Consider the following 24722-nt stretch of genomic DNA (forward strand, 5'->3'; position numbering starts at 1 on the left):
GGTTAATAAAAACAAAGTTACTAAAACGGCGAATGGGAAAAGCTACCGGAGGTTTAGTTCAACAAAGTATTTGCAAAAAAAGCCCCGAATTTACTTGATGAATAGGGGCTTTCTTCGCAAATACCCAACCGTTAGCGGTCATTCTAAAACGACACACTGCGAAAATGAAACGCTGACAAAAAAATTGAAAATTAAGATAACAGATAACGATTTGACAAATTCTAAAACTTTACATTCCGAACTTGAAATTATTGACAAATCTGTTTTTAAAATCTGTGGATTTGAACTAACAAACGTAGAAACAGAAGCAGAAAGTCAAGAGTATTTTGCTCACAACTTTCAACTTGACGGACAAAATATAAAATTTCGGACGGCAAAAATTACACCGACCAAAATTGGACAATTTGTAACTATTTGGAAACGCAACGAAAAAGGAATAACCGAACCTTTTGACATTTCGGACAATTTTGAGTTTTATATAATTGCGACAAGACAAAACGAAAAATTTGGACTTTTTATATTTCCAAAAACAGTTTTGTATGAGAACAGAATTTTATCTGACAAAACGAGAGACGGAAAACGTGGAATTAGAGTTTATCCAACTTGGGACTTGACCATAAACAAACAAGCACAGAAAACACAGCTTTGGCAGACAAAGTATTTTTTAGACATTTCACCTGACAAAGAAATTGACTTAACAAAAGCAAAAAACTTACTAAGTTTAGACAAATAAAATGACGACATTGAATAACGAAAGAAAAGTACGAACCGATAAATATCTCTTCTCTGTAAAAGCGATGAGCAAAGTATTCCGGGCAAAGTTTGTGGCTTTATTGAGAACTTCGGGAGTAAAAGATTCCAATTTAATGGATAAACTCTTTACCAAAAACTGGGTCGTTTATGCCAAGCGGCCTTTTGGTGGCCCGAAACAGGTGATCGAATATTTAGTCGCTCCTTAATAAAAACCCCTTTCTAATTTATTTTTTAAAATAAAATTTGAAAATAGGATAATTTGTACCTGATAAAAAAAGAAAATAATTTTCTGTTTCAATATTTCCATCATTTTCTTCATGTTCCAAGCTGTTGCTGATAATAATGCGTTGATCTGTGGTCCCGTTTCTCTCATGAAGTATTTTTGAGCCAGCCTGAAATCGGTTTTCAAATGTCCGATGATAGGCTCTATTGCAGCTCTGGTTCTGAATTTTTTGCGCTCTGTCTGCTTTTGATAAGCCGTGTCTGTTTTTCTTGGAGTACTTGGAATTGAGATTTTTACACCTTTTATCTCCGATTTTCCTCTTCCTCCTCGGTCGTAAACGAGTTCTTTTGGAAGTTGCTGACCACTGTTTTCCATTTGTTCCAGAAGCGGTTCAATGGTGTGACCATCGTATGGAGTTTGCAAAAATGCTTTAATCCCGAGAATGATTTTCTTTCCTTTATTGGCAGTGGTGATCAAACCTACTTTATTGCCAAATTCATACTGTTCATGGGCTTTTCCTTTGGCAATACATCGGGTAAAAGGTTTGTGAATGCTGTAAATTTTGTCTTTATCTCCTCGTTTTTGGTTGACTACTTTCGTGTATAAATCCATCTGTGGTTGATAAAAACGGATTTTTATTAGCAATAATGGTTACTGTAGCCAATGTTCATGACAGTAAAGCTGTTGATTTTCTCATGAGAACTTTGGCATATTTCTTAAGTCCTGTGAAGATTATTCTTGCTGATGGAGGTTACAGAGGAGAAATCATAGAACAGGTGAAAAATAAGTTTGCTTATCTAATCAATGTGGTGATGAGAAATGATGAAAAGAAAACAGATTTTAAGCCCTTTTCTAAAAGATGGATTATTGAACGGACATTTTCCTGGTTTGATAACGACAGGAGATTATGCAGGAATTACGAATTACTAATGGAAAATTCTGAAAATATGGTAAAATTATCCGCTATAAAAAATTTATTGAATAAAATTTAAACAGGCTCTAAATCTCATAAAAAAAAGCAACCCATTTCTGAGTTGCTTTTTTTAATTGTAATCGAAGATTATTTTCTGATTCCTAATTCAGCGATAATTGCTCTGTAACGTGCAATTTCTTTTTTCTTAAGATAATCTAATAAACTTTTTCTTTTCCCTACTAATTTTACCAAAGATCTTTCGGTATTGTAATCGTGACGATTAGCTTTTAAGTGTTGAGATAAGTGATTGATTCTGTAGGTAAATAATGCAATTTGCCCTTCAGCGCTTCCTGTGTCTGCGTCAGACTTTCCGTGTTTTGCGAAGATTTCTTTCTTCTTGTCAGTTGTTAAGTACATTCCAATATTATTTTAATGATTATTATGTAACGGGTGCAAAAGTACAACATTATTTTCTTTCCTGAAAAACATTATTAATCTAATGAATTAAATTATTCAAAATAAATGTTAAAAAAACCTTAAAATTTTCATTGTCAATTAATTCAATGGCAGTATTTTTGCTGAGACAAATAACAATGAAAAAAATCTATCCGCTTCTTTTTTCTTTTCTTTTTATACTATCTGGTTTTCAATTGATTGATGCTCAAATTGGCGTTTTACAACGAGAAACCAAGAAGCAGAATATCATTTACTTTAATCCAGAAATTTTTCCGGATGTTGAGGAAATTAAAGAGCCGACCTATAACGCTTTTTATGCAGCCATTTCCGAAAAAAATAGCCCAATTAGAAATTACAAAGTATTACGCGTAGATGCCAATATTCCTTATGATTCCGTGGATGTGGATGCGATTAAAGAATATTGTAAAAATAATAATGCACAACTTGCTGTAGTTCCGAAAGTGAAATATTTCAAAGTAGGTTTCGGTAAATACGTTTTTTCCAATCAGGTGATTATCAGTATGAAATTGTACGATTCTTTAGGGAATTTCCTTACAGAAACCGATTACGATACCTACAAAAAGAATGCGAGAATTCTTGGTTCTGCTGAAAATTCCATTAAAATCGGTACTTCCGGAGCGGTAAACAGAATGGGTAAAAACCTACGGAAATCCAAAAGTTTTTTTCTTGGCAGTACAGAAAATTAATTTTTTTCTTCTTTATAAACATCATTTAATTCGGTTTTTATAAGTTTTGAGTTATTTTTGCAATTCTAGAACAAAGAATTTTGGATACACAGGAACTTATTTTTAACCCGGCAGATATTGCAGAAACGCTTAGCGAACTTCCTGTTAAAGAGCGTGTCCTGGCATTTCTGAAAGTTCCGAAACAATACAAAGCCGAAGTTTTTTCGCATCTGGATCCAGATTTTCAAGAAGAAACAATCCGCAGCATCGGCAGTGAAGAGGTTTCTGAAATCCTCAATGCGATGACTCCAGATGACAGAACTGCTTTGTTCGAAGATTTTCCGGATGAACTCATTAAGTATTCCATCAACCACCTTAATCCTCAGGAAAGAAGAATTGCCCTGAAACTTTTGGGTTATAATGCAGATTCTATCGCACGTTTGATGACGCCTTATTACATTCAAATTCGCAAAGAATGGACGGTGAAAAGATGTTTCCAACAAATTAAAAAAGTTGGTAAAAAGATGGAAACCATGAATCATCTTTATGTGGTAGATGAAAGAAATAAGTTAATTGATGATATCGCCATTGGATCCTTGCTTTTGGCAGAAGAAGATACCCTGATTTCAGAAATTACCGATAATCATTTTGTGGCGATTACCACGACCACTTCCAAGGAAGATGCGGTGCAATATTTTGAAAAATATGATAGAACCGCGCTTCCGATTGTTACCGAAGCCGGAGTTTTGGTCGGCATTGTAACGATTGATGATATTTTGGATCAAATCGAGCAACAAAATACCGAAGATATCCAAAAATTCGGAGGGATGGAAGCGCTGGATGAACCATACCGACAAACTCATTGGTTTGAAATGATCAAAAAGCGGGGTTTTTGGTTGATTTTATTATTTTTATTTCAGATGTTAACAGCTTCCGCGATGGGATTTTTCGAAGATGAAATTCAGAAAGCGGTGGTGCTCACTTTATTTGTTCCACTCATTATTTCAAGTGGCGGAAACACTGGTTCGCAAGCGGCTACATTGATTATTCGTGCGATGGCACTTCAGGAAATTACCGTGAAAGATTGGTGGTTGGTTATCAAAAAAGAAATCGTTACCGGAATGGTTCTCGGCGGACTTTTGGGAGTATTCGGATTCGTCAGAATTATGCTTTGGCAATATGCTGGTTGGTTCGATTATGGCCAATATTGGGAATTTATCGGAGTCAGTGTCGGGATTTCTTTGATGATGATTGTAATGTGGGGAACACTTTCCGGGTCGATGGTTCCTTTCGTTTTGAAGCGTTTTAAGCTTGATCCTGCAACTTCTTCGGCTCCATTTGTGGCAACTTTGGTCGATGTTACCGGATTGGTTATCTATTTTTCCGTTGCAGGTTTGCTTTTGAGTGGGAAACTTCTTTAAAAAAAATTTGCTATGAAAATCATTTCTCTGGTTCCTAGTATTACCGAAGCGCTTTTTGATTTTGGATTGAGTGAGAAAGAAGTTATTGGCCGAACGAAATTTTGTATTCAACCTAAAAATACCGTCCAAAAAGTTGAAATCATCGGTGGAACAAAAAATCTGAATATTGCTAAAATTAAAAATCTAAATCCCGATTTAATCATTGCCAATAAAGAAGAAAACGTAAAAGAGCAGATCGAAGAATTGCAGAAAGATTTCAAAGTTTTGGTGACCAATATTTCCAATTTGGAAGATAATTATTACCTTCTAAAAACGTTGGGAAATTTACTTGAAAAACAAGAAATCGCGCAGAAATTTAATTTAAAAATCTATGAAATTTTAGCTAAATTTTCTGATTTAGAAAAGAAAAAATGCGCTTATTTGATTTGGAAAAATCCTTATATGACGGTAGGTTTTGATACTTTTATTCATGATATTTTGGATAAAATAGGTTTTCAAAATATTTTTAAAAATCAAAAAAGATATCCGGAAATTTCAGTGGTAGATTTGAAAGCTGCGGATTATATTTTTCTTTCTTCGGAACCGTTTCCGTTTCAGCAAAAACATATTGATGAACTTCAAAAAGAGCTTCCCGACGCAAAAATATCATTGGTAGATGGTGAAGCGTTTTCCTGGTACGGCACCCGACTTGCGAAGTGTGAAAGTTATTTTCAAAATTTGGTTGAAAATTGCAGATAAAAAAAAGGACTTTTCGAAAGAAGAGTCCTTTTAAATTTGATTTAAATTGAATTAAATTTTAGCCATTTCAGCTTTTATTTTTTCCTGCAAACCATTGCTTGCAGCAACTAACGGAAGTCTCAAGTAATTTTTGATGATTCCTAATTCAGCCAAAACGGTTTTAATTCCGGCCGGATTTCCTTCCGCGAAGATCAATCTTGTGATTTCAACCAATTTATTGTGGATTTCGTACGCTTCGTTCACTTTTCCGTCAAAAGCTAGCTGAACCATCGTAGAAAATTCTTTGGGATAACCTTGTCCGATCACCGAAATAACGCCGTTTCCGCCTGCTAAAGTTACGGGAAGCGTATATTCATCATCACCGGAAACCAAATTGAAATTCGCAGGTTTTAATCTTAAAATATCAAAATACTGCAAGATATTTGGCGCGGCCTCTTTGATCATGATTAAATTCGGAAATTCCTCTGCTAATCTCAAAGTTGTGGATGCTTCAACATTTTGTCCGGTTCGGGAAGGAACGTTGTAAATAATGATGTTTTTTCCTGTTGAAGCCAATGCTTTATAATGTTGGTAAAGCCCTTCCTGATTAGGTTTGTTGTAATATGGCGAAACAGAAAGCACCGCATCGAAATCTGATAAATCGGTTTCTTCGATTTGTTTTTTTACTTCCATCGTGTCGTTTCCGCCGATGCCTAAAACCAAAGGAACGCGTTTGCTGTTGGCTTTTATGATATGATCGATTACCTGTTTTTTTTCTTCTGAAGAAAGTGTGGCAGCTTCCGCAGTAGTTCCCAAAACCACCAAATAATCGGTTCCGTTTTCGATGTTGAAGTTGACCAATTTGGTAAGTGAATCGAAATCAACGGATAAATCTTCATTAAAAGGTGTAACCAAAGCAACACCAACTCCTTTTAAATTACTCATTTTTATAAAATTAATATTTTCAAAATTACAAAATTTAATCTAAGAATTTTCAAAAAAAAATAGGAGTTAATATTCATATCTTTATATTTGCAATACAAGATTTTATCTCAATGAATACCAAATTTTTCGTTCTTGGTTTGGCAATTTTGTCGCTTTCTTCATGTAGAACGCCGCTGAATGTTGCTCAAATAAAACCAGAAAAAAACATTTCCATCTCCAAGGATTTACAGGAAGACCAAAATTTCAAAAATTTTATAGAACCTTATAAAAAGGAGGTTGAAGGGAAGATGAATACTAAAATTTCCCATACTTCGGTTGAGCTCAATAAAAAAGGGGACAATAGCAATTTGGGCAATTTGTTGGCAGATTTCACTTTCGAAGGAGCTGATAATTGGGCGAAAAAAAACGGAATTATAACAGGCGTAGATGCTGCCGTAATTAATATTGGAGGAATTCGTACTACGATTGGCGCGGGAGATATTCTCACCAAACATATTTATGAAGTTATGCCCTTTGAAAACGAGGTAATGATCGTGAAAATGAAAGGTTCGGACCTGAAAGGACTTTTCGAATATTATCTGAAAACCCAGAAAAATAATCCGGTTTCGCATTTGGTGATCGAAACGGATAATGGATTGATTGTTAATGAATTAATTAATGGTCAAAAAGTAGATTCCAATAAAGATTATTATATTGCAACTTCCGATTATTTAGCTTTGGGTGGCGTTAATATGGCGTTTTTCGGAAAAGGAGAAATTATTTCAACCGGAATTAAGTTGAGAGATTTGTTTCTTGAAAAATTTAAGGCAAATCCGGAAATTGTAGCTCCGAAAGATGTACGATTGAATTTTAAAAATAAAAAAGTTAAAACTGATGAATAGAAAGCAGTTTTTGAAAACAATAGGCGTCGGAACTTTATCAATGACTTTGGCTCCGAATCTTTTGCTCGCTGAAAATTTGAAATTTTTAGAAGTAAATTCTGAACATAAACTCACAATTCTTCACACCAACGATCAACACAGCCGAATTGAACCTTTCGATTCAAGTTATACGAGAAATCCCAATCAAGGCGGTTTTGCGAGAAGAGCTGCTTTGATCCAAAAAATAAGATCAGAGGAGAAAAATCTTCTTTTGCTGGATTCCGGCGATATTTTTCAAGGAACTCCGTATTTCAATTTCTTTGGTGGCGAATTGGAATTTAAGCTAATGTCGATGATGGGTTATGATGCATCCACAATGGGAAATCATGATTTTGATAACGGTTTGGATGGTTTCAAAAAAGTGTTGCCGAATGCGAAATTTCCTTTCATTTGTTCGAATTATGATTTCAAAAATACCATTCTCGATGGGCAGACGATTCCTTATAAAATTTTCAATAAAAATGGAATCAAAGTCGGTATTTTCGGTGTTGGAATAGAACTCGCAGGTTTGGTAGGAAAGAAAAGTTACGGAGAAACTGTTTGGCAAAATCCGATAGAAATTGCACAACACTATTCCGAATTTTTAAGAAATGATAAAAAATGCGATTTGGTGATCTGTCTTTCGCACATCGGCTACGATTACAAAGATGATCCAAAGAAAATTTCAGATAAAATTCTCGCTGCTCAAACCGACGGAATCGACCTTATTTTGGGTGGTCATACGCATACTTTCTTGCCGGAACCACAATCTTTTACCAATAGAAAAGGCAAAAATGTTTTGGTAAACCAAGTGGGTTGGGCAGGTTTGCTTTTAGGAAAAATCGATTTTTATTTTGATAAAAACAAAAAGGTGCAAAATATTTCATGGAATAACCAAGTTATAGATGATAGGATTTTAGTTTAATTAAATAAAAAAAGCTGGTTGCTCCTGATTATACCATAAACACATGAAAAAAATATTACCGTTTTTACTTTCTATATATGTTCTATGCATTAATGCACAGGTTATTTCGTCCAGCAAATGGAGCGATTTGTTTTCTTATAATAATGTTTTGGCGATTCGAGAAGATAATGGAAAACTCATCGCTGCTACCGAAAACGGAATTTTTTATTACACACCGGCGACGGGCGAACTCAGTAAACTTTCCAAAGCAAACGGCTTGCACGAGGTGAAAATTTCGGCATTCGATTATAATCCTGAAACTAAAATCGGTTTAGTAGGTTATGCAAATGGTTCGATGGATGTGATCACGCCGGAAGGAATTACCTATGTAGTAGATATTCCAATTTCTTCGGGCTATACTGGAAACAAGAAAATCAATCATATTTCGATTTCGGGAGATCTTGCGGTAATTTCGGTAGATTACGGAGTTTCTATTTTTAAATTAGATAAAAAAGAATTTGCAGATTCATCTTTTTTTGTCGTAAATGGTATTTACGAAGCTGCAAAAGAAGCGGTAATAAAAGGTAATCTCGTTTATGTTGTTACCGCTGCAGGATTGAAATCTCACGAAATGAATGTTACTTTTCCTATTTTTTCTACTTGGAATAGTGTGCCAACGGGTAATTTAACTCAAATTTCAGGCAATTCAATTATTGCTTATGCTAATGCAAACACAGTGAAATTTGGCGATGGAAGCTCTTTTGTAAATTTGCCAGAAAGTTTTACCGACATTCGAGATGTGGTAGTTACGGCACAAAATATCATTGTTGCAGATGCCAAGGTGGTTTCCGTGTTTAATCTATCAGGAGCTTTTGTGAAATCTTACGATGCAGGCGAATATTTGAATACTGCGTTTTATTCCGATTCGAAAATTTATGCAGCCACCAAGCTTTCCGGGATGAAAAACGAATCCGGCGATTCGCTAAAACCCGATGGACCGTATAATAATACTTCTTACAAAATTGATATCAAAGGAAGTCAGATTGTGATAGCATCAGGTAGTAAAAACGAGAATTTAGACCCAATTACTAATAGGCATTTAGGTTATTATCATTTTGATGGTGCGAAATGGAATTACCCACAATTGTTTATTAATTTTCCTGGAAATTTAAATGTTTTAGATGCTGTAATTAATCCTTCTATGCCCAATGAAGTCTTTTTTTATAACTATGCATTTGATGTAGCAGTTAAAGGCATTTATAAAATGGATGGCAATCAATTCGTGAAAAAATATGTGACAGGTAATCAGTTTTTAAATCGTGTGGGAGGATTAGCGTTTGATGAAAATAATCAACTTTTTGCTTCAGTTGCTTATAATCCTGATCAGAAACTCGGATTTTATTACTACAATCGTTCGGGAGATAATTTCCAGTTGGTGAGTGTTTTAGACGCAAAGGATGCACAAAAACCTAATGTAAAATCTGGTATACTTTACATACCTTCAAATAGAACAGGAGGAGGATTACTTGTTTATGATTACAAAAATACACCTTCCTCCACCGGTGATGATCGTTTTATTATTCTTCGTAAAAATAACAATCTTCCTACCGAAGTAGTGGTTTCGTCTAATTTAGATAAAAATGATGACTTGTGGATCGGTACTGCAAATGGTTTACGAGTAATCAGCCATCCTTCATCAATTATTTCGGAAGATAACCCACAAACAAATCCGATTATTATTGAAGAAAACGGACTTGGTGAAGAGCTGTTCCGAGATAGTAGTGTTCTTCAAATTGAAGTGGATGCTGGAAACCAAAAATGGATATCAATTGATGGTGGCGGAGTTTTTTATTTGAACTCTACTGGTGAACAAACCTTGAAACATTTCACCAAAGAAAATTCTCCACTTCCGAGTAATAGCGTAACTGATATCAAGGTTGATAATAATTCTGGTAAGGTGTATTTTGTAACATTAGATGGGGTAATGGTTTACCAAGGTGACGTGCTCGATGTTTCTGAAAATTTTGGAGATGTACTGGTATATCCAAATCCGGTGGTTTACTCGAAATATAAAGGGGATGTTAACATTCGTGGCTTAGCCGAGAAAACCAATATTAGAATTACCGATGCAGCCGGAAATTTGGTTCATCAAGCTGTTTCTAGAGGTGGATATTATGAATGGAATCTCAATAACCAGCGCGGCGTTCGTGTGGCGTCCGGAATTTATTTTGTATTGATGACAAATTCTGCTGGAACCGATACCGCTACAGCCAAAATTGCCGTGGTGAATTGATGATAAACATAAATTGTTTTATTCTTTCCTATGTAAAATATGGTGATCATGATGCTGTTCTTCACTGTTTTTCTGCAGAAACAGGCTACCAAAGTCTATTTGCAAAAGGGATTTATTCTTCTAAAAACAAGAAGAAACCTTATCTTTTTCCATTGAATTTACTCAATATTACGCTTTCAAAAACTAGCAATCATCAATCGATTTCGAATGTTTCCAAAATCGAACTTGCTCCCGGATTTTATGATTTTAATGAGGTTAAAATAAACTCAATTCTCTTTTTTGCAGCAGATTTTTTGCATCAAATTTTAAGAAATGAACACCAAAATCAAGTGGCATTTGATGAAATTAAAACCTTCAGAGATGAGTTGTCCGTAAACAATCCCGATTCTTATATTTCGCTGATTTTAAATTTCCTTAGAATTATTGGAATTGCACCTCTTTTGAGTGAAGAAAAATTTCTAAATCCAGAATCCGGAACATTTAATATGGAAATTTCGCATCCAATTTTCAGTGAAGAAATTTCTAAACTTTGGAAAAGATTTTTAACCGCCGAAAAATCCTATGAAATCAGCTTAAAAAGAGGCGAAAGAACCGCTTTCCTCGATTCGTTGATGATCTATTATCATCTTCACTTTACGGGATTTTATGTTCCGGCTTCCCTGGCGATATTGAGACAGATTTATGAATAAAAATGTCTTTAAAAAAAGCAAAAAAAGTTCCTCGAAAAAGGAACTTTTCTATTTTTATTAAACGAAAATACTATCTTTCCGCGTCGAAATGCGTAGTTTTATAAATCTGAAAGTTGAATATAAAACTTCTGTCTTTATAAGATATTCCGGTGTAATTAAAATGAGAATCTCTTGCAAAAGCAGCACGAGAAGGAACGATAATTACTCCTTGAAGGTTATAATTGCTTTCATCTGGAATATTAAAAGCCTTAAACTTTTTCAAAGCTTCCTGAAAACCTTCGATCTCGTAATAACTTCTTTGTTTTGCCAAATCAACAGTAGCATTTTCTAAAACAGATTTTTTTACATAGAAATAAGCTGGATCGACTTCTGGTACGCCCGCTCCAGAGATTGTATTTCTGAAAGTTTGCCCTGAAGCAAAAGAAACAATACCGTCGGTTTTTGTAGCAACGTAAGTTGTAGCTCTTCCCATAAAACGGATAAGATCGTAAGTTCCAATAGCATCTCCGGGCTCTGGTTGTGCGCCTTCTCGCATAATGTAAATAACACCTGAAGGCAATGTTACTGGCTCAAGATCAGCTAATTTCACATTGGTAGTATCGGTGTCGCTTAATTGCTTGATGTTTCCTTTTACGTCCAAATAGTGGGTTTCCAAAAATTTCTGTGCAGCTTGATCGTCGTAGGTATTTTGGGTCTCAATGCTTACTTCTTCCACAGTATCCTCGTTATCATCCTTTCTACAAGACACAAAAGCAATAGAAGCTAAAGCCAGAAATAAGATGGTTTTTTTCATTTTCAATATTATCATTAAATTGCTAAAATTTTTTAATCCAGCAAAAGTATAAATAAAATATGAGAATTGATAAATTTTTATGGTGCGTTCGCTTTTATAAAACCAGAAGCATCGCAGCTGAAGAAATAAAAAAGAATAGAGTAGCAATTGGCGGGCAAATCGTGAAATCATCAAAAGAGGTGAAACCCGGCGACATCATTAAAATAAGAAAAAATCAAATTGATTATCAGATAAAGGTGGTGCAAATCCCCAAAAGTAGGTTAGGAGCGAAGCCGGTTCCTTTACACATCGAAGATAGAACCGATAAACAGCAGTACGAAATCCTAAAACTACGCAAATCCGAGCAAGATTACTACAGAATTAAAGGCGAGGGTAGACCCACCAAAAAAGACCGAAGGGAAATTGATGAATACGTTTCCGGTGATGGTGATGCTTCCTTTGAGGAAGGTGATTGGGATTTATTTTTCAGTGGATTGGAGGATGATCAGGATTAAAAAAGAGCAGCGATTTCCGTTACAATTTCGTCCGGCGATTTTCCGTCGGTTATCACCTTGTGTTTTGATTGGGAATAAAAAACATTTCTTTCAAACAGATGTTTTGCAATAAATTCAGGTAGATCTTCATCAGCAATCTTAGCTACTAAAGGTCTTTTCTCTTTTTGTTTAAGAATTCTTTCAGAAAGATTTTTCACTGAAGTTTGCAAGAAAACACTCTCGGAATACTGGTTGATTATTTCCATGTTGTTGAAATAAGCAGGAGTGCCACCACCGACACTTAAAATAATGTCGTCATAGGAACTCAAAATTTCATTTAAAATTAGATTTTCCTGTTTTCGAAAGTAAATTTCGCCTCGTTTTTCGAAAATCTCGGGTATTGTCATTTCATTTTTCAAAGAAATTTGCCGATCGAGGTCAAATAATTTTAAATTAAGTTTTTTGCTCAAAACTTTGGAAATGTGGGATTTACCGCTGCCCATGTATCCTATCAGGGAAATAATCATGTTTTAATTTTGTACAAATTACCAAAAAAATTTTGAGATTTTAAAAAAAGGCCTATCTTTGCACCACTCAAAAACGGAAAATAATTATTAAAACTTGTTTTTTAATTATTGGTTTTAAAAGAGTGGCCGACTCGGTAGCTCAGCTGGTAGAGCAATACACTTTTAATGTATGGGTCCTGGGTTCGAATCCCAGCCGGGTCACTAGTGAGAAATTCCGTAACCATACGGATTTTTTTTGCCTGCGTGGTGAAATTGGTAGACACGCCATCTTGAGGGGGTGGTTTCCTAAGGATGTGCTGGTTCGAGTCCAGTCGCAGGCACCATCAGAAAATAAAAAAAATAGTAGCTTATTTTTCTTATTAAAAAAAATATTTTAATTATTAATCTTTGGTATTATTAATTAAAAGACTCGGTAGCTCAGCTGGTAGAGCAATACACTTTTAATGTATGGGTCCTGGGTTCGAATCCCAGCCGGGTCACAAATTTACCTTTCGGGGTAATTTTTTTTCATATTAATATTTTGTGATTTGGTGCTCAAAAGTCTTCTTAATTAGGAAGACTTTTGACGTTTTTAGGAAGTGCTCCTAATCCAAATGCATATTGTCGATAAGGCGGACATCTCCAACATGTACTACAATAAATGCACGGTAGCTTTTGTCTTTATAGAAGAAGTCGGTCTGTTTCAATGTAGTTTCGTCGACAATTTCGAAATATTCGAGTTTCATCCCGGGTTGATCATCAAAAATATCTTGCACGCGGCGATTAATTTCCGGAATTGTGCTGACGCGGAACCAATCATTTACTTTAACCAAAGTTTCGTAAATAATTTTGGCGGATTCTTTTTCTTTTGCGCTTAGTCGCTGGTTTCGGGAGCTCATTGCGAGTCCATTTTTTTCGCGGAAAATGGGAACTCCGTGTATTTTGATTGGGAGTTTTAGTTTGTCTGTAAGTTTTTTGATGATGGCTAATTGCTGATAATCTTTGTCGCCAAAATACGCATTGTCGGGTTTTACTTGCAGAAATAGCTCTTCTACCACAGTTCCAACGCCATTGAAATGTCCAGGACGTGATTTGCCCTCCATTTCGTTTTCCAATCCATCGAAATCGTATTCTTTACTTTCCAAAACATCAGGATAGATATCAGAAATTTCCGGAATATAAACAGCATCTACATTTCCTGATTCTTCAAGGATTTTGATGTCTTTTTTGATATTTCGAGGGTATTTTTCTAAATCTTGAGGATTGTTAAATTGGGTTGGATTTACGAAAATTGAAGAAATTACGAGGTCGTTTTCTTCTCTGGCATGTGCATAAAGTGAGAGGTGACCTTCGTGTAGCGCGCCCATAGTGGGAGCGAACCCGATTTTTTTTCCCATTTCTTTTTGTCTTTCCACAAAATCGAGGAGCGGTTTCTTAGTTTTAAAAATTTCCATAGTTTGGTATTAACTGTGTAAAAATAAAAAAATCCGATAAAAAAGATCGTTTGGAATCTATTTATTTTATGGAATAATTGAATGATTTGAAATAAAATCATTAAAATTTGTTAATTAAAAAATATTCACTCAAAATTTTGTAATTTTGCACAACAGAAAAAAATCTGTTTTATTAATAAGAAGAACGAAGAATTTATGCCGAACCAAAAGATTTTATATGTCACCACAGAAATGTTCCCTTATCAGGAAGACAGCAATATGGCGACAATGGTGAGCAAAATGGCTCTAAAAATGCACCAGGACGGAAATGATGTTAGAGTTTTTATGCCACGCTTTGGACAAATCAGCGAGCGCAAGTTCCAGCTTCATGAAGTTATTCGACTTTCAGGAATGAATATCATCATCAATGACCTCGATCAGCCGTTAATCATTAAAGTAGCGTCTCTTCCGGGCGAAAGACTTCAAGTTTATTTTATTGATAACGAAGAGTATTTCAAAAGAAAACAGTTGTATGCTGACGACGACGGAAATGCTTTTGATGATAATGATGAGCGCGCGATTTTCTTTGCGCGCGGTGTTATCGAAACCATCAAGAAACTCAATTGGGTTCCTGATGTGATTCATTTGAATGGTTGGATGGCTTCTTTCATTCCTATTTATCTAAAAACTTTCTACAAAACCGATTCTTATTTCAAAGATTCTAAAATTGTATTGTCGGTTTATAATGAAGAGGATACCCCGCTTTCCGCTTCGATAGAAGAAAAAATGAATTTTGACAATATTACCTCACTTAAAGCGTTTAAGAAACCGAGCATTCAGCAATTCGTAATTGAAAGCATGGATTTTGTAGATGTTATAGTAAAAGGTGACGAGTTTTTACAAGATGAACTCGATGAAGCTTTTAACAAAACCAAAACCCAAAAATCGGAGTATTTGGATGCGCAATCAATCGAAACTTTATACTAAATCAATTTAAATTTTAATGATAAAAAATATTAAAAAATTACTCAATATTACCGCATCTTTGGTAATGGGAAGTTTAATTTTATGGAGCTGTGAGTCTGATGCAGATCAATTGGGATCTCAATTTTTTCAGGATGGTGCACAAGGTAATCAGACTCCGTACGATGTGATTGCTTACAATGTAAATAATGGAGATTCGATAAGAGTCGATAAATCTAGACTGCAAACCGCTACTTTGGGAGCTTTCAGCGAATCTCAATTCGGAATGCAAAAATCAGCTTATGTTTCTCAGGTAAGAATGTCGTCTTATGAACCTGATTTCGGGACTAATGCAGTTTTGGATTCAGCGGTTATGGTTATAAAACCTACATATCCTACAGATTCTGTTACCACGACTACGACTGAGGATTATATTTATGCTGACGGTAATGTAGCAGCAAAAAAAGTTGTAACAACCTACCCAATCTCCAAATATGGTAAAACTAAACTGAATGGAGGGAAAACAGTTTTCAATATTAAAGTTCATGAGGTAACCGAATTTCTTGGCTCGAATGTAGATCAGGTTCGTTCTAACCGTTCCGTTGCTACTGGAGCGCTTATCGGAAGCAAAGTTTTCAATGGTGACATCAGCGGAATTAAAATTACAAAAGATAGTGATAACAGCGAACTTTATATAAGAGAGGCAAACCTTCGAATTCCAATGGATTCTACTTTCTTCCAGAATAAAATTGTTTCAAAAGGTTCGTCAGCGGAATTGGCAGATGTAGCTTCATTTATCCGTTATTTTAAAGGGTTGAAAGTTTCTGTTGATGAAAACGACGGCTATATCTTTAGTTTCGATCCAACTTCAATTGTTGTCAATCTGTATTATAAGAATGATGTTGTAGAAAATGGAACTACAACCCGCCCTCAATCTGTATTTTCACTTGATTTAGGTGCTTCAAATGCTTATTTTAATGAAATAAAATACAACAGAGCAGGAACAGCATCTGAAACCGCTTTGGCTACAATTGACCAAATTAATGGTGATCAGAAATTATTTGCACAAGGAATGGGAGGGCCAGGAATTGGAGTAAGAGTTCCTGCCACTACTGTTGCAGCCATTAAACAACTTTATAACGAAGACAAAATCGGGATTATCTCAGCGAAAATTAGACTTTATACTGATGTTCAAAGCTGGAATAATAATTACGCTAAACCTAATTATTTTGTAGTTCGACAAAGAGATTTAACTCCAGCACCGGGCGAACCGGAATATCTTGACGATTTCTTGGAAGACATGAGCGCGATGGCTTACAACTCGGTGTATAGTTTAGTGAAACCATTTGATTTAGATAAAAATCCGGCTTATTATGATATTTCAATTACGCAAACTTTTAAAAATATTATTGAAAAAGAAGCCGAAAATCACGATTTGATTCTCAATGTAGGAAGTTATACGACAGATTTTACAACCAGAAGTCTGATGGGAACAATTTATTCGAATTTAGGAGCTCAAAATTTCACCACAAGAGCTTATACACCTAATAGAGCAGTGTTTGTAGGTAGCGACCCGGCGAATGATAAACGAGCGCAGCTTCTTTTAACTTATGGAAAAAAATAATAATTAAGAACGAATAAAATAAATAGAATATGTGTGGAATCGTTGGATATACAGGTTTTCAAGATGCTTACGAAGTAGTAATCAACGGTCTTCGTAGATTAGAATACCGAGGTTATGATAGTGCAGGAATTGTTTTAGATCGAGAAAATTCCAGTTTCGAGGTTGCGAAAACAAAAGGAAAAGTAGATGATTTGGTGGCTATTTCTGAAAATCTAGCAGGAAAATCACACGTCGGAATGGGACATACCAGATGGGCAACCCATGGCGTACCAAGTGATCGAAATTCGCATCCGCACCTTTCTAATAATGGAAAAATTGCCTTAGTGCATAATGGAATTATTGAAAATTATGATACCATTAAAATTATGCTTACCGAAAAAGGCTTCACCTTTAAATCTGAAACAGATACCGAAGTTTTAGTCAATTTGGTTCAATATTTTATGGATTTGGATGCCTCTCTCGATTTTCCAACTGCGGTGAGATATGCATTAAATGAAGTATATGGAGCATATGCAATTACTGTAATGCATGATGATTACCCAGGAATATTGGTGGTTGCGAGATTAGGTTCTCCGTTAGCAATCGGTTTGGGAACTAATGAATATTTTATTGCTTCCGATGCTTCTCCATTTGTGGAGTTTACCAAAGAAGCAGTTTATCTTGAAGAAGGTCATATGGCAACTATCTCTCTTGAAAAAGGAGTGGATATAAGAACCATAAAAGATAACGAAAAAATTGTTCCACAAGTTCAAGAATTAAAGTTGAGTTTGGAACAAATTGAAAAAGGTGGATATGAACATTTTATGTTGAAAGAAATTTTCGAACAACCTAAATCAATCCACGATACATTAAGAGGAAGATTGCTTGTTGAAGAGGGAATCATTAAAATGGCGGGAATTTGGGATCATTTGGATAGAATCAATAAAGCTCAAAAAATTACCATCATTGCTTGTGGAACTTCTTGGCATGCAGGATTAATTGGAGAATATTTAATTGAAGAATTCGCGAGAATTCCAGTTGAGGTTGAATATGCTTCAGAATTTAGATACAGAAATCCAATTATTACGGAAAACGATGTAGTAATTGCAATTTCCCAATCAGGTGAAACTGCAGATACAATGGCGGCTTTAAAAATGGCCAAAGAAAAAGGAGCGTTTATCTACGGAATTTGTAATGTGGTAGATTCTTCAATTGCAAGAGTTACGGATGCAGGTTCTTATACCCATGCTGGTCCTGAAATCGGAGTGGCTTCTACAAAAGCATTTACTGCACAACTTTCGGTTCTTTCTTTAATTGCATTGAAGCTAGGTAAACACAAAGGAAACCTTAGCAATCAGGAATTCATGAGATTGATTACAGAGCTTGAAGCGATTCCGAAAAAAGTGGAAGAAGTATTGGAAAAGACTCATGAGATCACCAAAGAAATAGCGAAAGATTTTGTGAATGCTCAAAACTTCCTTTATTTAGGAAGAGGATATAATTTCCCGGCAGCATTAGAAGGAGCTTTAAAGCTTAAAGAAATTTCTTATATCCACGCGGAAGGCTATCCAGCAGCGGAAATGAAACACGGTCCAATTGCATTAATCGACGAGAATATGCCAATAGTGATCATCGCGCCAAAACAGGGGCATTATGACAAAATTGTGAGCAATGTTCAGGAAATTAAAGCAAGAAAAGGAAAAATAATCGCATTGGTAAATAAAGGAGACACTCAGGTTGCGGCAATGGCAGATTACGTGATAGAATTTCCGGAAACATCCGAATGCTTTTCTCCAATAGTGGCTTCAGTTCCTTTGCAATTATTGTCTTATTATATTGCCGTTTACAGAGGAGCAAATGTGGATCAGCCTAGAAATTTGGCAAAATCCGTTACTGTGGAGTAAAATAAATGTTAAATCTTACGAAATAATCCAAACAATTTTTCGTTTTCCAAAAAAAACAATAATTGTTTTTCCAAAAAATTATATAATTACCGCTTAATTTTTAAAAATAGCATGAAAAGAATATTTCTTTTATTATTATCCGCATCTGCTGTAATCTCTTGTTCGAAAGGAGGCACAACTGCAGGAAGACCTGGATCTAAAACCAAAGGTGAACTAGTTTCTGCAAGCAAAGGAAAATCTTTCGTTGCAGAGAGACCTTACGGGATGGTTGCAATACCTGCTGGTTCCTATGTAATGGGTTTAGCTGATCAGGATTTTACCAATACTCCGGAAAAAGCAAATCTGAAAACGGTTACTGTTTCTTCATTTTTTATGGATGAAACCGAGATTACCAATGCAGAATACAGACTTTTCGTTAATTATGTAAAAGATTCTATTGCACGTACATTGTTGGCTGAAGCAGCTGGTGATGGCGGTTCTACAGGCGACGGAAAATCAATCGGTGACTTTGCTTATGCTTCAAAAAAAGCTGGTGGCGAGAAAACAGCTTATCAAGAATTTATGGAATCCCAAGGCGGAAGACAAGGATATGATGAGTCTAAAAAATTAGACTGGTCGGTTCCATTGACTTGGAAAACTTCAGAATATCCTGATGCGCAATATGCAGAAGTTTTAGAATCAATGTATTTACCGCCAGCAGAAAGAATTAATAATGAAAGAATTCTTGATACTAGAAAATTACAATATGCTTATAGCTGGGAAGATGTGGAATCTGCTGTAAAAGATAAATCAAGAGGTGCAAATTATTTAAAGAAGGAAAGTATCGCAGTGTATCCGGATACTACTGTTTGGATCAAGGATTTCAATTATGCTTATAATGAACCCTTATACGACGGATATTTTTGGCACAGTGCTTATAAAAATTATCCGGTAGTAGGAGTTACTTGGGATCAGGCAAGAGCTTTTTGTAACTATAGATCAAAAAGAAAATCTGATTATAACGAATCTTTGAAAAAGAAAAAACAAAAACCAATGTCTTTCCGTCTTCCAACGGAAGCTGAATGGGAATATGCAGCTAGAGGAGGACTTTCTAACGCAACTTATCCATGGGGTCTACCATATTTGCTAGACGACAGAGGATGTTACCTAGCGAACTTCAAACCAAAACGTGGTAATTATATCGAAGATGAGAAGAAAGGAACCTATACTTACACGGCTCCAGTAAAACAATTTAAAAAAAATGGTTACGGGTTATACGATATGGCAGGTAACGTAGCAGAGTGGACAGAATCTCCGTACAATAATTCTACGTATGAGTTTGCATCTACCTTAAATCCTTATCTATCAAACCAAGCTTACAGAGAACCAAGAAAAACTGTAAGAGGAGGTTCATGGAAAGATATCGGATACTTATTAATGACTGGTGCTAGAGATTACGAAAGAAAAGATTCAGCAAGAAGCTACATCGGATTCCGAACTGTACAGGATATTCCTGAAGGTTCAGCTAAATACAAAAAGAGAACAAACTAAAAACAAATAATTAATTTTAACTAAAAAAAATTCAAATAACATGTTTAAAACTAAAGAAGGAATTTATAATTTCGTTTATTCTATTGGTGCTGCAATCGTAATTTTAGGTGCACTTTTCAAAATGACTCACTGGAGTTTGGGACCACTTTCTGGTAACGTAATGTTGGCTATAGGTCTAATTACTGAGGCTATTATTTTTATCATTTTTGCATTCGATCCTCCTAAAACTGAAGAATCTTATGCATGGGAAAATGTTTATCCTGAATTGCTAGATTCACACGCAACTCCAAATCCAAGACATTCAACATTGGGAGTTCAATCTGCAGAAGTAAAAGAATTGCAGGTTTCATTGTCTGATAAATTAGATCAAATGCTTGCTGATGCTAAATTAGACGCTGGTTTATTCGAAAGATTAAGAGCTGGTATTGATAATTTTTCAAATTCTGTTGATCAAATCAATAAAACGGTTGATGTTACAGGTGCTACTCAAAAGTATAATGACCAATTGACTCTAGCGGCAAGCCACTTGGAAAGCATGAACGCACTTTATGCACTACAATTAGAACACGGAAAAATGCAATCTGAATATAGTAAAAAATATGTTGAGAATATGCAGAAATCTGCTGCTCATTCAGAAAAATTCAACGAAGAATTATCAGGATTAACTTCTAACCTCAATAATCTTAATAGAGTATACGGCGGAATGCTTAGCGCGATGAAATCATAGTTTTCTAACCATTATTTATTTAAAATTTAAAATTATTAACAAAATTTACTAAAAATGGCACAGGGAAAACAGACACCTCGTCAGAAGATGATCAACTTGATGTATCTTGTTTTCATTGCAATGCTCGCAATGCAAATCGACCAGGAAATCATCCGCTCATATAAAGATACTACCGGATCTCTGGAAGAAACCAGAGTTCTTACTGAAAACAACAATTCAATCTTTAAAAGGACTTTAGAAGCAAAAGCAAAAAATTCTCCTGAAACTTTTCAGGCGCCTTTAGATAGCTACAAAGGTTTAGAAGCAAAAGCTGATGACTTAGTTTCAACTATTGAAGGAATGAAAACTTCATTAAGCAAAGAAGCTGAGTATAACAAAAGTGCAGAAATTCAAGAAAGTTTTGCAGCTCTTAACAATACTGAACCGTCTACCAGTATGTTTTTTGTTGGTGGTGATGAAACTAAACCATCAAAAGCCGCTCAAGAATTAAAAACAAAAATAGAAGCTTTCAAAGCTTATATCACCCAAACCTATGGATCTAATCCATTGATGAAAGAAGTGGTAGCAAGAACGAATAAGCAAATGATCTCTGAGTTCGCAAAACCACAGAATGGTAAAAACTGGTTGCAGTACAAGTTTTACAATCAGCCACTTATTGCGGCATTGTCTAACCTTGAAGTCATTCAGTCTTCAGCTAGAGGAATCCAAGGGGATGCATTATCAGTAATGCTTCAGGAAAAAGTAGATGCAGATATCAAGTTTGATGCTTATCAAGCTATAGTTTCTGCTCCTGCTATTGTAATTCAAGGTGAAGCTGCTCCGGCTTCTGTTGCTATTGGAAATTATTCTAGCAATGTTCCCGGATTATCTATGCCTGGATTGTCAGTACAAAACGGACAAGGAACTACTACCCTTAATACAAGCGCCTTGGGTGAGCATAAATTCGCTGGTACCATTTCATTCACCGATGTGAATGGTAAAGTGATTTCATTACCTTATGATCATACTTATAAAGTAATCGCAGGTGCTCAAGAGTTGAAAGCTCAAAAAGGAGCAATCGTAACTGCTGATAAAATGAATGTATTGTACCGAGGATTAGCCAACCCAGTTTCAGGATCAATCTTGGGAGCTGATATGTCGGGCATTTCTCTTTCTGCTGCTGGCGCATCTGTAAGTGGAAGCGGTGGTAAATGGACTGTAACACCTGGTGCGGGAAGCACGGTAACATTAACGATTTCTGGTAGAGATCCTAAAGGAGGTACAATCTCTCAGGCATTCCCTTTCAGAATTAAAAATGTTCCGCCGCCAATCGGTCAGGTACAAGGCAAAAACATCGTTTCGATGCCTGCAAGTTCTATTCCTAACCAAAGAGTAACTGCTGACATGCCAGATTTCGATTTCCCTGTAAGTTTCACTGTAAACAGTTTCATGTTTAAAGTTCCTGGTAAAGCAGCGATGCTTGTAAACGGAAACTCCATGAGCTCTGTAGCTAATCTTACTAAAGGACTTAGAAATGGCGATATTGCTTATGTATTTAACATCAAAGCGACTGCAACAGGACTTGGAAACCAACAATTGCAGAATATCGGAAACGTCATAATAAACGTACAATAATTACGTTGTAAAATCATATATAATAATTTTCCAGAAAGATGAGAAAGATACTATTTCTATTTTTAGCTTTAAGTTTTCTAGGGTTAAATGCTCAAAAAAAGAAAAAAACTGTTAGAAAGAAAAAAGCTAAAACAACCAATGTCGCTAAAGCTGATGCTGGCGCAAACATGGGAAATGTTGATTCATTGGTCAATGCGTATGCCGCACCAGCTGTTCAAGAAGTGCCTGATGAGCCAATTACTTCAATGTCTATTCTGAATGCAAAATCTCCGGAATCTTTCAGAAAATACCGCGATCTTGGTCTTGTAAAAAAAGGAGACTCTTTAGTTTCCAATAAAGTTACACCACTGAGTTACGGTTATATCGAAGATAAAGATATCTTGAAGAGTATGGTAGTTTGGGAAATTATTGATATGAATGATAAATTGAACCAACCTTTTTACCACAATGAAGATGGTTTGGTTTCTAAAAATAAATCTTTATACCAAGTGCTTTTTGATGCCATAAACGATGGTAAAATCAAAGAAGTGTATGACGATGAAATGTTTATGACCAGATTAAGCCCAGATGCAATTCAAGCCAGAATTAAAAATGCGGTTTTGAGTGACGCTGGTATCAACAAAATGAACGAAAATGGTGGTAAACTTACCGAAGAGGAGCAAAAAGAATTTACCAACGTTTACGAAACCAAAACTGAAAATGTAAAAGTTCTGAAAATTAAAGGGATGTGGTATATCGACAGAAGAGATAGCCAAATGAAGTATAGACTTTTGGGTATCGCTGCAATGGGACAAGATCCTGCGACTATGGGACAGTACGGACCAGATGGGCAACCTTTGGCTTCTAAAGACGAACTGATTGACTTGTTCTGGGTATATTACCCAGATGCAAGAGAAGTTTTAGCAAATACCATTGTTTTCAATAGTAAAAACTTGGCTTCTGACATTAGTTTTGACGATATCCTTAATGCAAGAAGATTTTCTACCGTGATTTACAAATCAAATAACGGTTTAGGAAATGGGGTGATCAAAGATTACATTCCACGTGATGCAGATGCTCAATTGGAAGAAAGCGAAAGAATCAAAGCCCAAATCCTTCAAATGGAAAATGATATGTGGAATTACTAAAATTCCATTGTAATACAACAAAAACCTGAGTATCTTTACTCAGGTTTTTTTTTAACCAAAATGTAAGTTTGTTTTAAAATGAAAAATATAGATTATATCATCGTTGGAAGTGGCTATGCAGGACTTTTTTTTGCCCATCAATTGATAAAAAATAAAAAGAGTTTTGTTCTTTTTTCTGATGAAAATAAAGGCGCATCGCAGGTGTCTGCAGGCATTGTAAATCCTGTGGTGCTCAAAAGATTTACAACCTTCTGGATGGCAAATGAACAAATAAATTTCTTAGAGCAAATCTTAGATGAAATTCAAGTTTATACCGGTAGAAACTATGGCATTAAGCAGCCTGTTCAACGTATTTTTCATGATGAAGATGAACAGAAATTATGGCGCAAAAAAGCAGAAAATGAAACGCTACAACCTTTTCTGAATACCCATTTTGATTATGCCGAAGGTGTAAATAATCCTTTTAAAACCGGGATTGTAAACCATTCTCTAAGGTTAGCAGTAAGTGATTTTTTTGAAGATTTTTTTGGCTACCTTTCCAAAGAAAACATCCTTATCTCTGAGCGGTTTGAATATGATTCGCTCAACAAAAACACCTATAAAGATTTTAGATTTAAGCACATTGTTTTCTGTGAAGGAATGGAGGTGAAGCGTAATCCTTTTTTTAATTTTATCCCTGTAGAACCAAATAAAGGACATCATTTATTGGTGAAATTGGCTCAACCATTACCGTCGAAGTTTACCATTAAAAAGAAACATTTCCTGTTTCCACTAAAAGATGGACTTTATTATTATGGCGGCACCTATGATAGAGATGGAAAAGGAGAGGTCGTAGATCCGGTAGCGGTTCGACAACTGAAAGAAGGATTGCAGGAAATTTATCAGCATCATTTCGATATAGTAGAGGTAAAAGTAGGTTTCAGACCGACAGTGAAAGACAGAAGACCTATTTTAGGAAGACATGCCACGGAAGAAAACTATTATATTTTCAACGGTCTCGGTGCAAGAGGTATTCTGAACGGAAGTTATTTTTCAGCTCAATTGTATAATTTTATAGAAAACGGAGCAGCCCTAAACGACGAGGTTTCCTTAGAACGTTTTTCATAATTAATATTTTGTTGCCATAGACGCCGTGCATTAAATACACAAA

General features: G+C 35.5%; 24 protein-coding genes, 3 tRNA genes and 1 pseudogene. 22 read left to right on the forward strand and 6 right to left on the reverse strand.

Going from position 1 to position 24722, the window contains the following annotated elements; all coding sequences use genetic code 11:
- The first annotated feature begins 184 nt into the window (after positions 1–184).
- Positions 185–733: a MepB family protein gene (locus AP75_RS02435; protein ID WP_317043821.1), complete on the forward strand. Its 549-nt coding sequence runs from the start codon at positions 185–187 to the stop codon at positions 731–733.
- A gap of 22 nt (positions 734–755) precedes the next feature.
- A pseudogene (locus AP75_RS02440) lies at positions 756–947 on the forward strand (transposase); the annotation flags it as partial.
- Between the two features lie 8 nt (positions 948–955).
- Here the strand turns inward: AP75_RS02440 and AP75_RS02445 are convergent.
- Complete coding sequence (locus AP75_RS02445) at positions 956–1588, reverse strand: hypothetical protein (RefSeq protein ID WP_088263521.1); 633 nt, start codon at positions 1586–1588, stop codon at positions 956–958.
- A gap of 35 nt (positions 1589–1623) precedes the next feature.
- Here AP75_RS02445 and AP75_RS02450 point away from each other — a divergent pair, with 35 nt between their 5' ends.
- The gene (locus AP75_RS02450; RefSeq protein WP_086045797.1) at positions 1624–1968 is read left to right on the forward strand and encodes a transposase; all 345 of its coding nucleotides are present in this window, start codon (positions 1624–1626) and stop codon (positions 1966–1968) included.
- A gap of 68 nt (positions 1969–2036) precedes the next feature.
- On the opposite strand, the gene rpsO is transcribed toward AP75_RS02450, so the two are convergent.
- Positions 2037–2306 (reverse strand): 30S ribosomal protein S15, encoded by a 270-nt coding sequence (rpsO, locus tag AP75_RS02455; protein ID WP_031502473.1) that lies wholly within the window; start codon positions 2304–2306, stop codon positions 2037–2039.
- A 176-nt stretch (positions 2307–2482) separates the two neighbouring features.
- On the opposite strand from rpsO, the gene AP75_RS02460 reads away from it, so the two are divergent.
- From AP75_RS02460 to AP75_RS02470, 3 genes are all read left to right on the forward strand, one after another.
- Entirely contained in the window at positions 2483–3052 is a 570-nt protein-coding gene (locus tag AP75_RS02460) for a hypothetical protein (RefSeq protein ID WP_031502471.1), read from the forward strand.
- Positions 3053–3132: 80 nt separating this feature from the next.
- Positions 3133–4452 carry a magnesium transporter gene (gene mgtE, locus AP75_RS02465; RefSeq protein WP_185116469.1) on the forward strand — a complete coding sequence of 440 codons (1320 nt, stop codon included), beginning with the start codon at positions 3133–3135 and terminating at the stop codon, positions 4450–4452.
- Positions 4453–4464: 12 nt separating this feature from the next.
- The gene (locus AP75_RS02470) at positions 4465–5190 is read left to right on the forward strand and encodes an ABC transporter substrate-binding protein (RefSeq protein ID WP_031502469.1); all 726 of its coding nucleotides are present in this window, start codon (positions 4465–4467) and stop codon (positions 5188–5190) included.
- A 51-nt stretch (positions 5191–5241) separates the two neighbouring features.
- Here AP75_RS02470 and dapA read toward each other — a convergent pair whose 3' ends face one another.
- The gene (dapA, locus tag AP75_RS02475) at positions 5242–6114 is read right to left on the reverse strand and encodes a 4-hydroxy-tetrahydrodipicolinate synthase (protein WP_031502467.1); all 873 of its coding nucleotides are present in this window, start codon (positions 6112–6114) and stop codon (positions 5242–5244) included.
- A 110-nt stretch (positions 6115–6224) separates the two neighbouring features.
- Here dapA and AP75_RS02480 point away from each other — a divergent pair, with 110 nt between their 5' ends.
- From AP75_RS02480 to recO, 4 genes are read left to right on the forward strand one after another with little or no spacing between them, the layout of a single operon-like run.
- Positions 6225–6995: a 5'-nucleotidase C-terminal domain-containing protein gene (locus tag AP75_RS02480; protein WP_088263523.1), complete on the forward strand. Its 771-nt coding sequence runs from the start codon at positions 6225–6227 to the stop codon at positions 6993–6995.
- Positions 6988–7938 (forward strand): bifunctional metallophosphatase/5'-nucleotidase, encoded by a 951-nt coding sequence (locus tag AP75_RS02485; protein ID WP_088263524.1) that lies wholly within the window; start codon positions 6988–6990, stop codon positions 7936–7938. Before AP75_RS02480 ends, AP75_RS02485 begins: the two co-directional genes overlap by 8 nt.
- A 43-nt stretch (positions 7939–7981) precedes the next feature.
- Complete coding sequence (gene porZ, locus AP75_RS02490) at positions 7982–10210, forward strand: type IX secretion system anionic LPS delivery protein PorZ (protein WP_031502465.1); 2229 nt, start codon at positions 7982–7984, stop codon at positions 10208–10210.
- Positions 10210–10899: a DNA repair protein RecO gene (gene recO / locus AP75_RS02495; RefSeq protein WP_031502462.1), complete on the forward strand. Its 690-nt coding sequence runs from the start codon at positions 10210–10212 to the stop codon at positions 10897–10899. The genes porZ and recO overlap by 1 nt, the downstream gene beginning before the upstream one ends.
- A 70-nt stretch (positions 10900–10969) precedes the next feature.
- Here the strand turns inward: recO and AP75_RS02500 are convergent, their stop codons facing one another.
- The gene (locus AP75_RS02500; protein ID WP_031502460.1) at positions 10970–11692 is read right to left on the reverse strand and encodes a hypothetical protein; all 723 of its coding nucleotides are present in this window, start codon (positions 11690–11692) and stop codon (positions 10970–10972) included.
- A 59-nt stretch (positions 11693–11751) separates the two neighbouring features.
- On the opposite strand from AP75_RS02500, the gene AP75_RS02505 reads away from it, so the two are divergent.
- Positions 11752–12186 carry an RNA-binding S4 domain-containing protein gene (locus tag AP75_RS02505; RefSeq protein WP_031502458.1) on the forward strand — a complete coding sequence of 145 codons (435 nt, stop codon included), beginning with the start codon at positions 11752–11754 and terminating at the stop codon, positions 12184–12186.
- Here AP75_RS02505 and AP75_RS02510 read toward each other — a convergent pair.
- Entirely contained in the window at positions 12183–12692 is a 510-nt protein-coding gene (locus AP75_RS02510) for a shikimate kinase (RefSeq protein WP_031502456.1), read from the reverse strand. The genes AP75_RS02505 and AP75_RS02510 overlap by 4 nt on opposite strands.
- A gap of 128 nt (positions 12693–12820) precedes the next feature.
- Between AP75_RS02510 and AP75_RS02515 the strand changes: the two genes are divergently transcribed.
- The 3 genes from AP75_RS02515 (at position 12821) to AP75_RS02525 (ending at position 13171) form a co-directional block, all read left to right on the forward strand.
- A tRNA-Lys gene (locus AP75_RS02515) sits at positions 12821–12893 on the forward strand.
- Between the two features lie 36 nt (positions 12894–12929).
- Positions 12930–13015: transfer RNA gene (locus tag AP75_RS02520), tRNA-Leu, on the forward strand.
- Positions 13016–13098: 83 nt separating this feature from the next.
- Positions 13099–13171, forward strand: a tRNA-Lys gene (locus AP75_RS02525).
- A gap of 105 nt (positions 13172–13276) precedes the next feature.
- Here the strand turns inward: AP75_RS02525 and panC are convergent.
- Positions 13277–14125 (reverse strand): pantoate--beta-alanine ligase, encoded by an 849-nt coding sequence (gene panC / locus AP75_RS02530; RefSeq protein WP_088263525.1) that lies wholly within the window; start codon positions 14123–14125, stop codon positions 13277–13279.
- Positions 14126–14320: 195 nt separating this feature from the next.
- Between panC and AP75_RS02535 the strand changes: the two genes are divergently transcribed.
- The 8 genes from AP75_RS02535 (at position 14321) to AP75_RS02570 (ending at position 24679) form a co-directional block, all read left to right on the forward strand.
- Positions 14321–15091, forward strand: a complete 771-nt coding sequence (locus AP75_RS02535) for a glycogen/starch synthase (protein WP_088263526.1) — start codon at positions 14321–14323, stop codon at positions 15089–15091.
- A gap of 16 nt (positions 15092–15107) precedes the next feature.
- On the forward strand, positions 15108–16691 hold the full coding sequence (locus tag AP75_RS02540) for a DUF4270 family protein (RefSeq protein WP_031502894.1): 1584 nt from the start codon (positions 15108–15110) through the stop codon (positions 16689–16691).
- A gap of 29 nt (positions 16692–16720) precedes the next feature.
- Positions 16721–18574: a glutamine--fructose-6-phosphate transaminase (isomerizing) gene (gene glmS, locus AP75_RS02545; RefSeq protein WP_088263527.1), complete on the forward strand. Its 1854-nt coding sequence runs from the start codon at positions 16721–16723 to the stop codon at positions 18572–18574.
- 111 nt (positions 18575–18685) lie between these two features.
- Positions 18686–20104, forward strand: coding sequence for a T9SS ring complex lipoprotein PorK/GldK (gene porK / locus AP75_RS02550; RefSeq protein WP_088263528.1), 1419 nt, complete (start codon positions 18686–18688; stop codon positions 20102–20104).
- Positions 20105–20144: 40 nt separating this feature from the next.
- Positions 20145–20831, forward strand: a complete 687-nt coding sequence (gene porL, locus AP75_RS02555) for a type IX secretion system motor protein PorL/GldL (protein WP_034767088.1) — start codon at positions 20145–20147, stop codon at positions 20829–20831.
- Between the two features lie 54 nt (positions 20832–20885).
- Complete coding sequence (gene porM, locus AP75_RS02560) at positions 20886–22445, forward strand: type IX secretion system motor protein PorM/GldM (protein ID WP_088263529.1); 1560 nt, start codon at positions 20886–20888, stop codon at positions 22443–22445.
- A 245-nt stretch (positions 22446–22690) separates the two neighbouring features.
- Positions 22691–23572 (forward strand): type IX secretion system ring subunit PorN/GldN, encoded by an 882-nt coding sequence (gene porN, locus AP75_RS02565; RefSeq protein ID WP_228406785.1) that lies wholly within the window; start codon positions 22691–22693, stop codon positions 23570–23572.
- Between the two features lie 78 nt (positions 23573–23650).
- Complete coding sequence (locus AP75_RS02570; protein WP_088263531.1) at positions 23651–24679, forward strand: NAD(P)/FAD-dependent oxidoreductase; 1029 nt, start codon at positions 23651–23653, stop codon at positions 24677–24679.
- Positions 24680–24722: the final 43 nt, after the last annotated feature.

This window comes from Kaistella haifensis DSM 19056 (assembly GCF_000735695.2).
Taxonomy (GTDB): Bacteria; Bacteroidota; Bacteroidia; order Flavobacteriales; family Weeksellaceae; genus Kaistella; species Kaistella haifensis.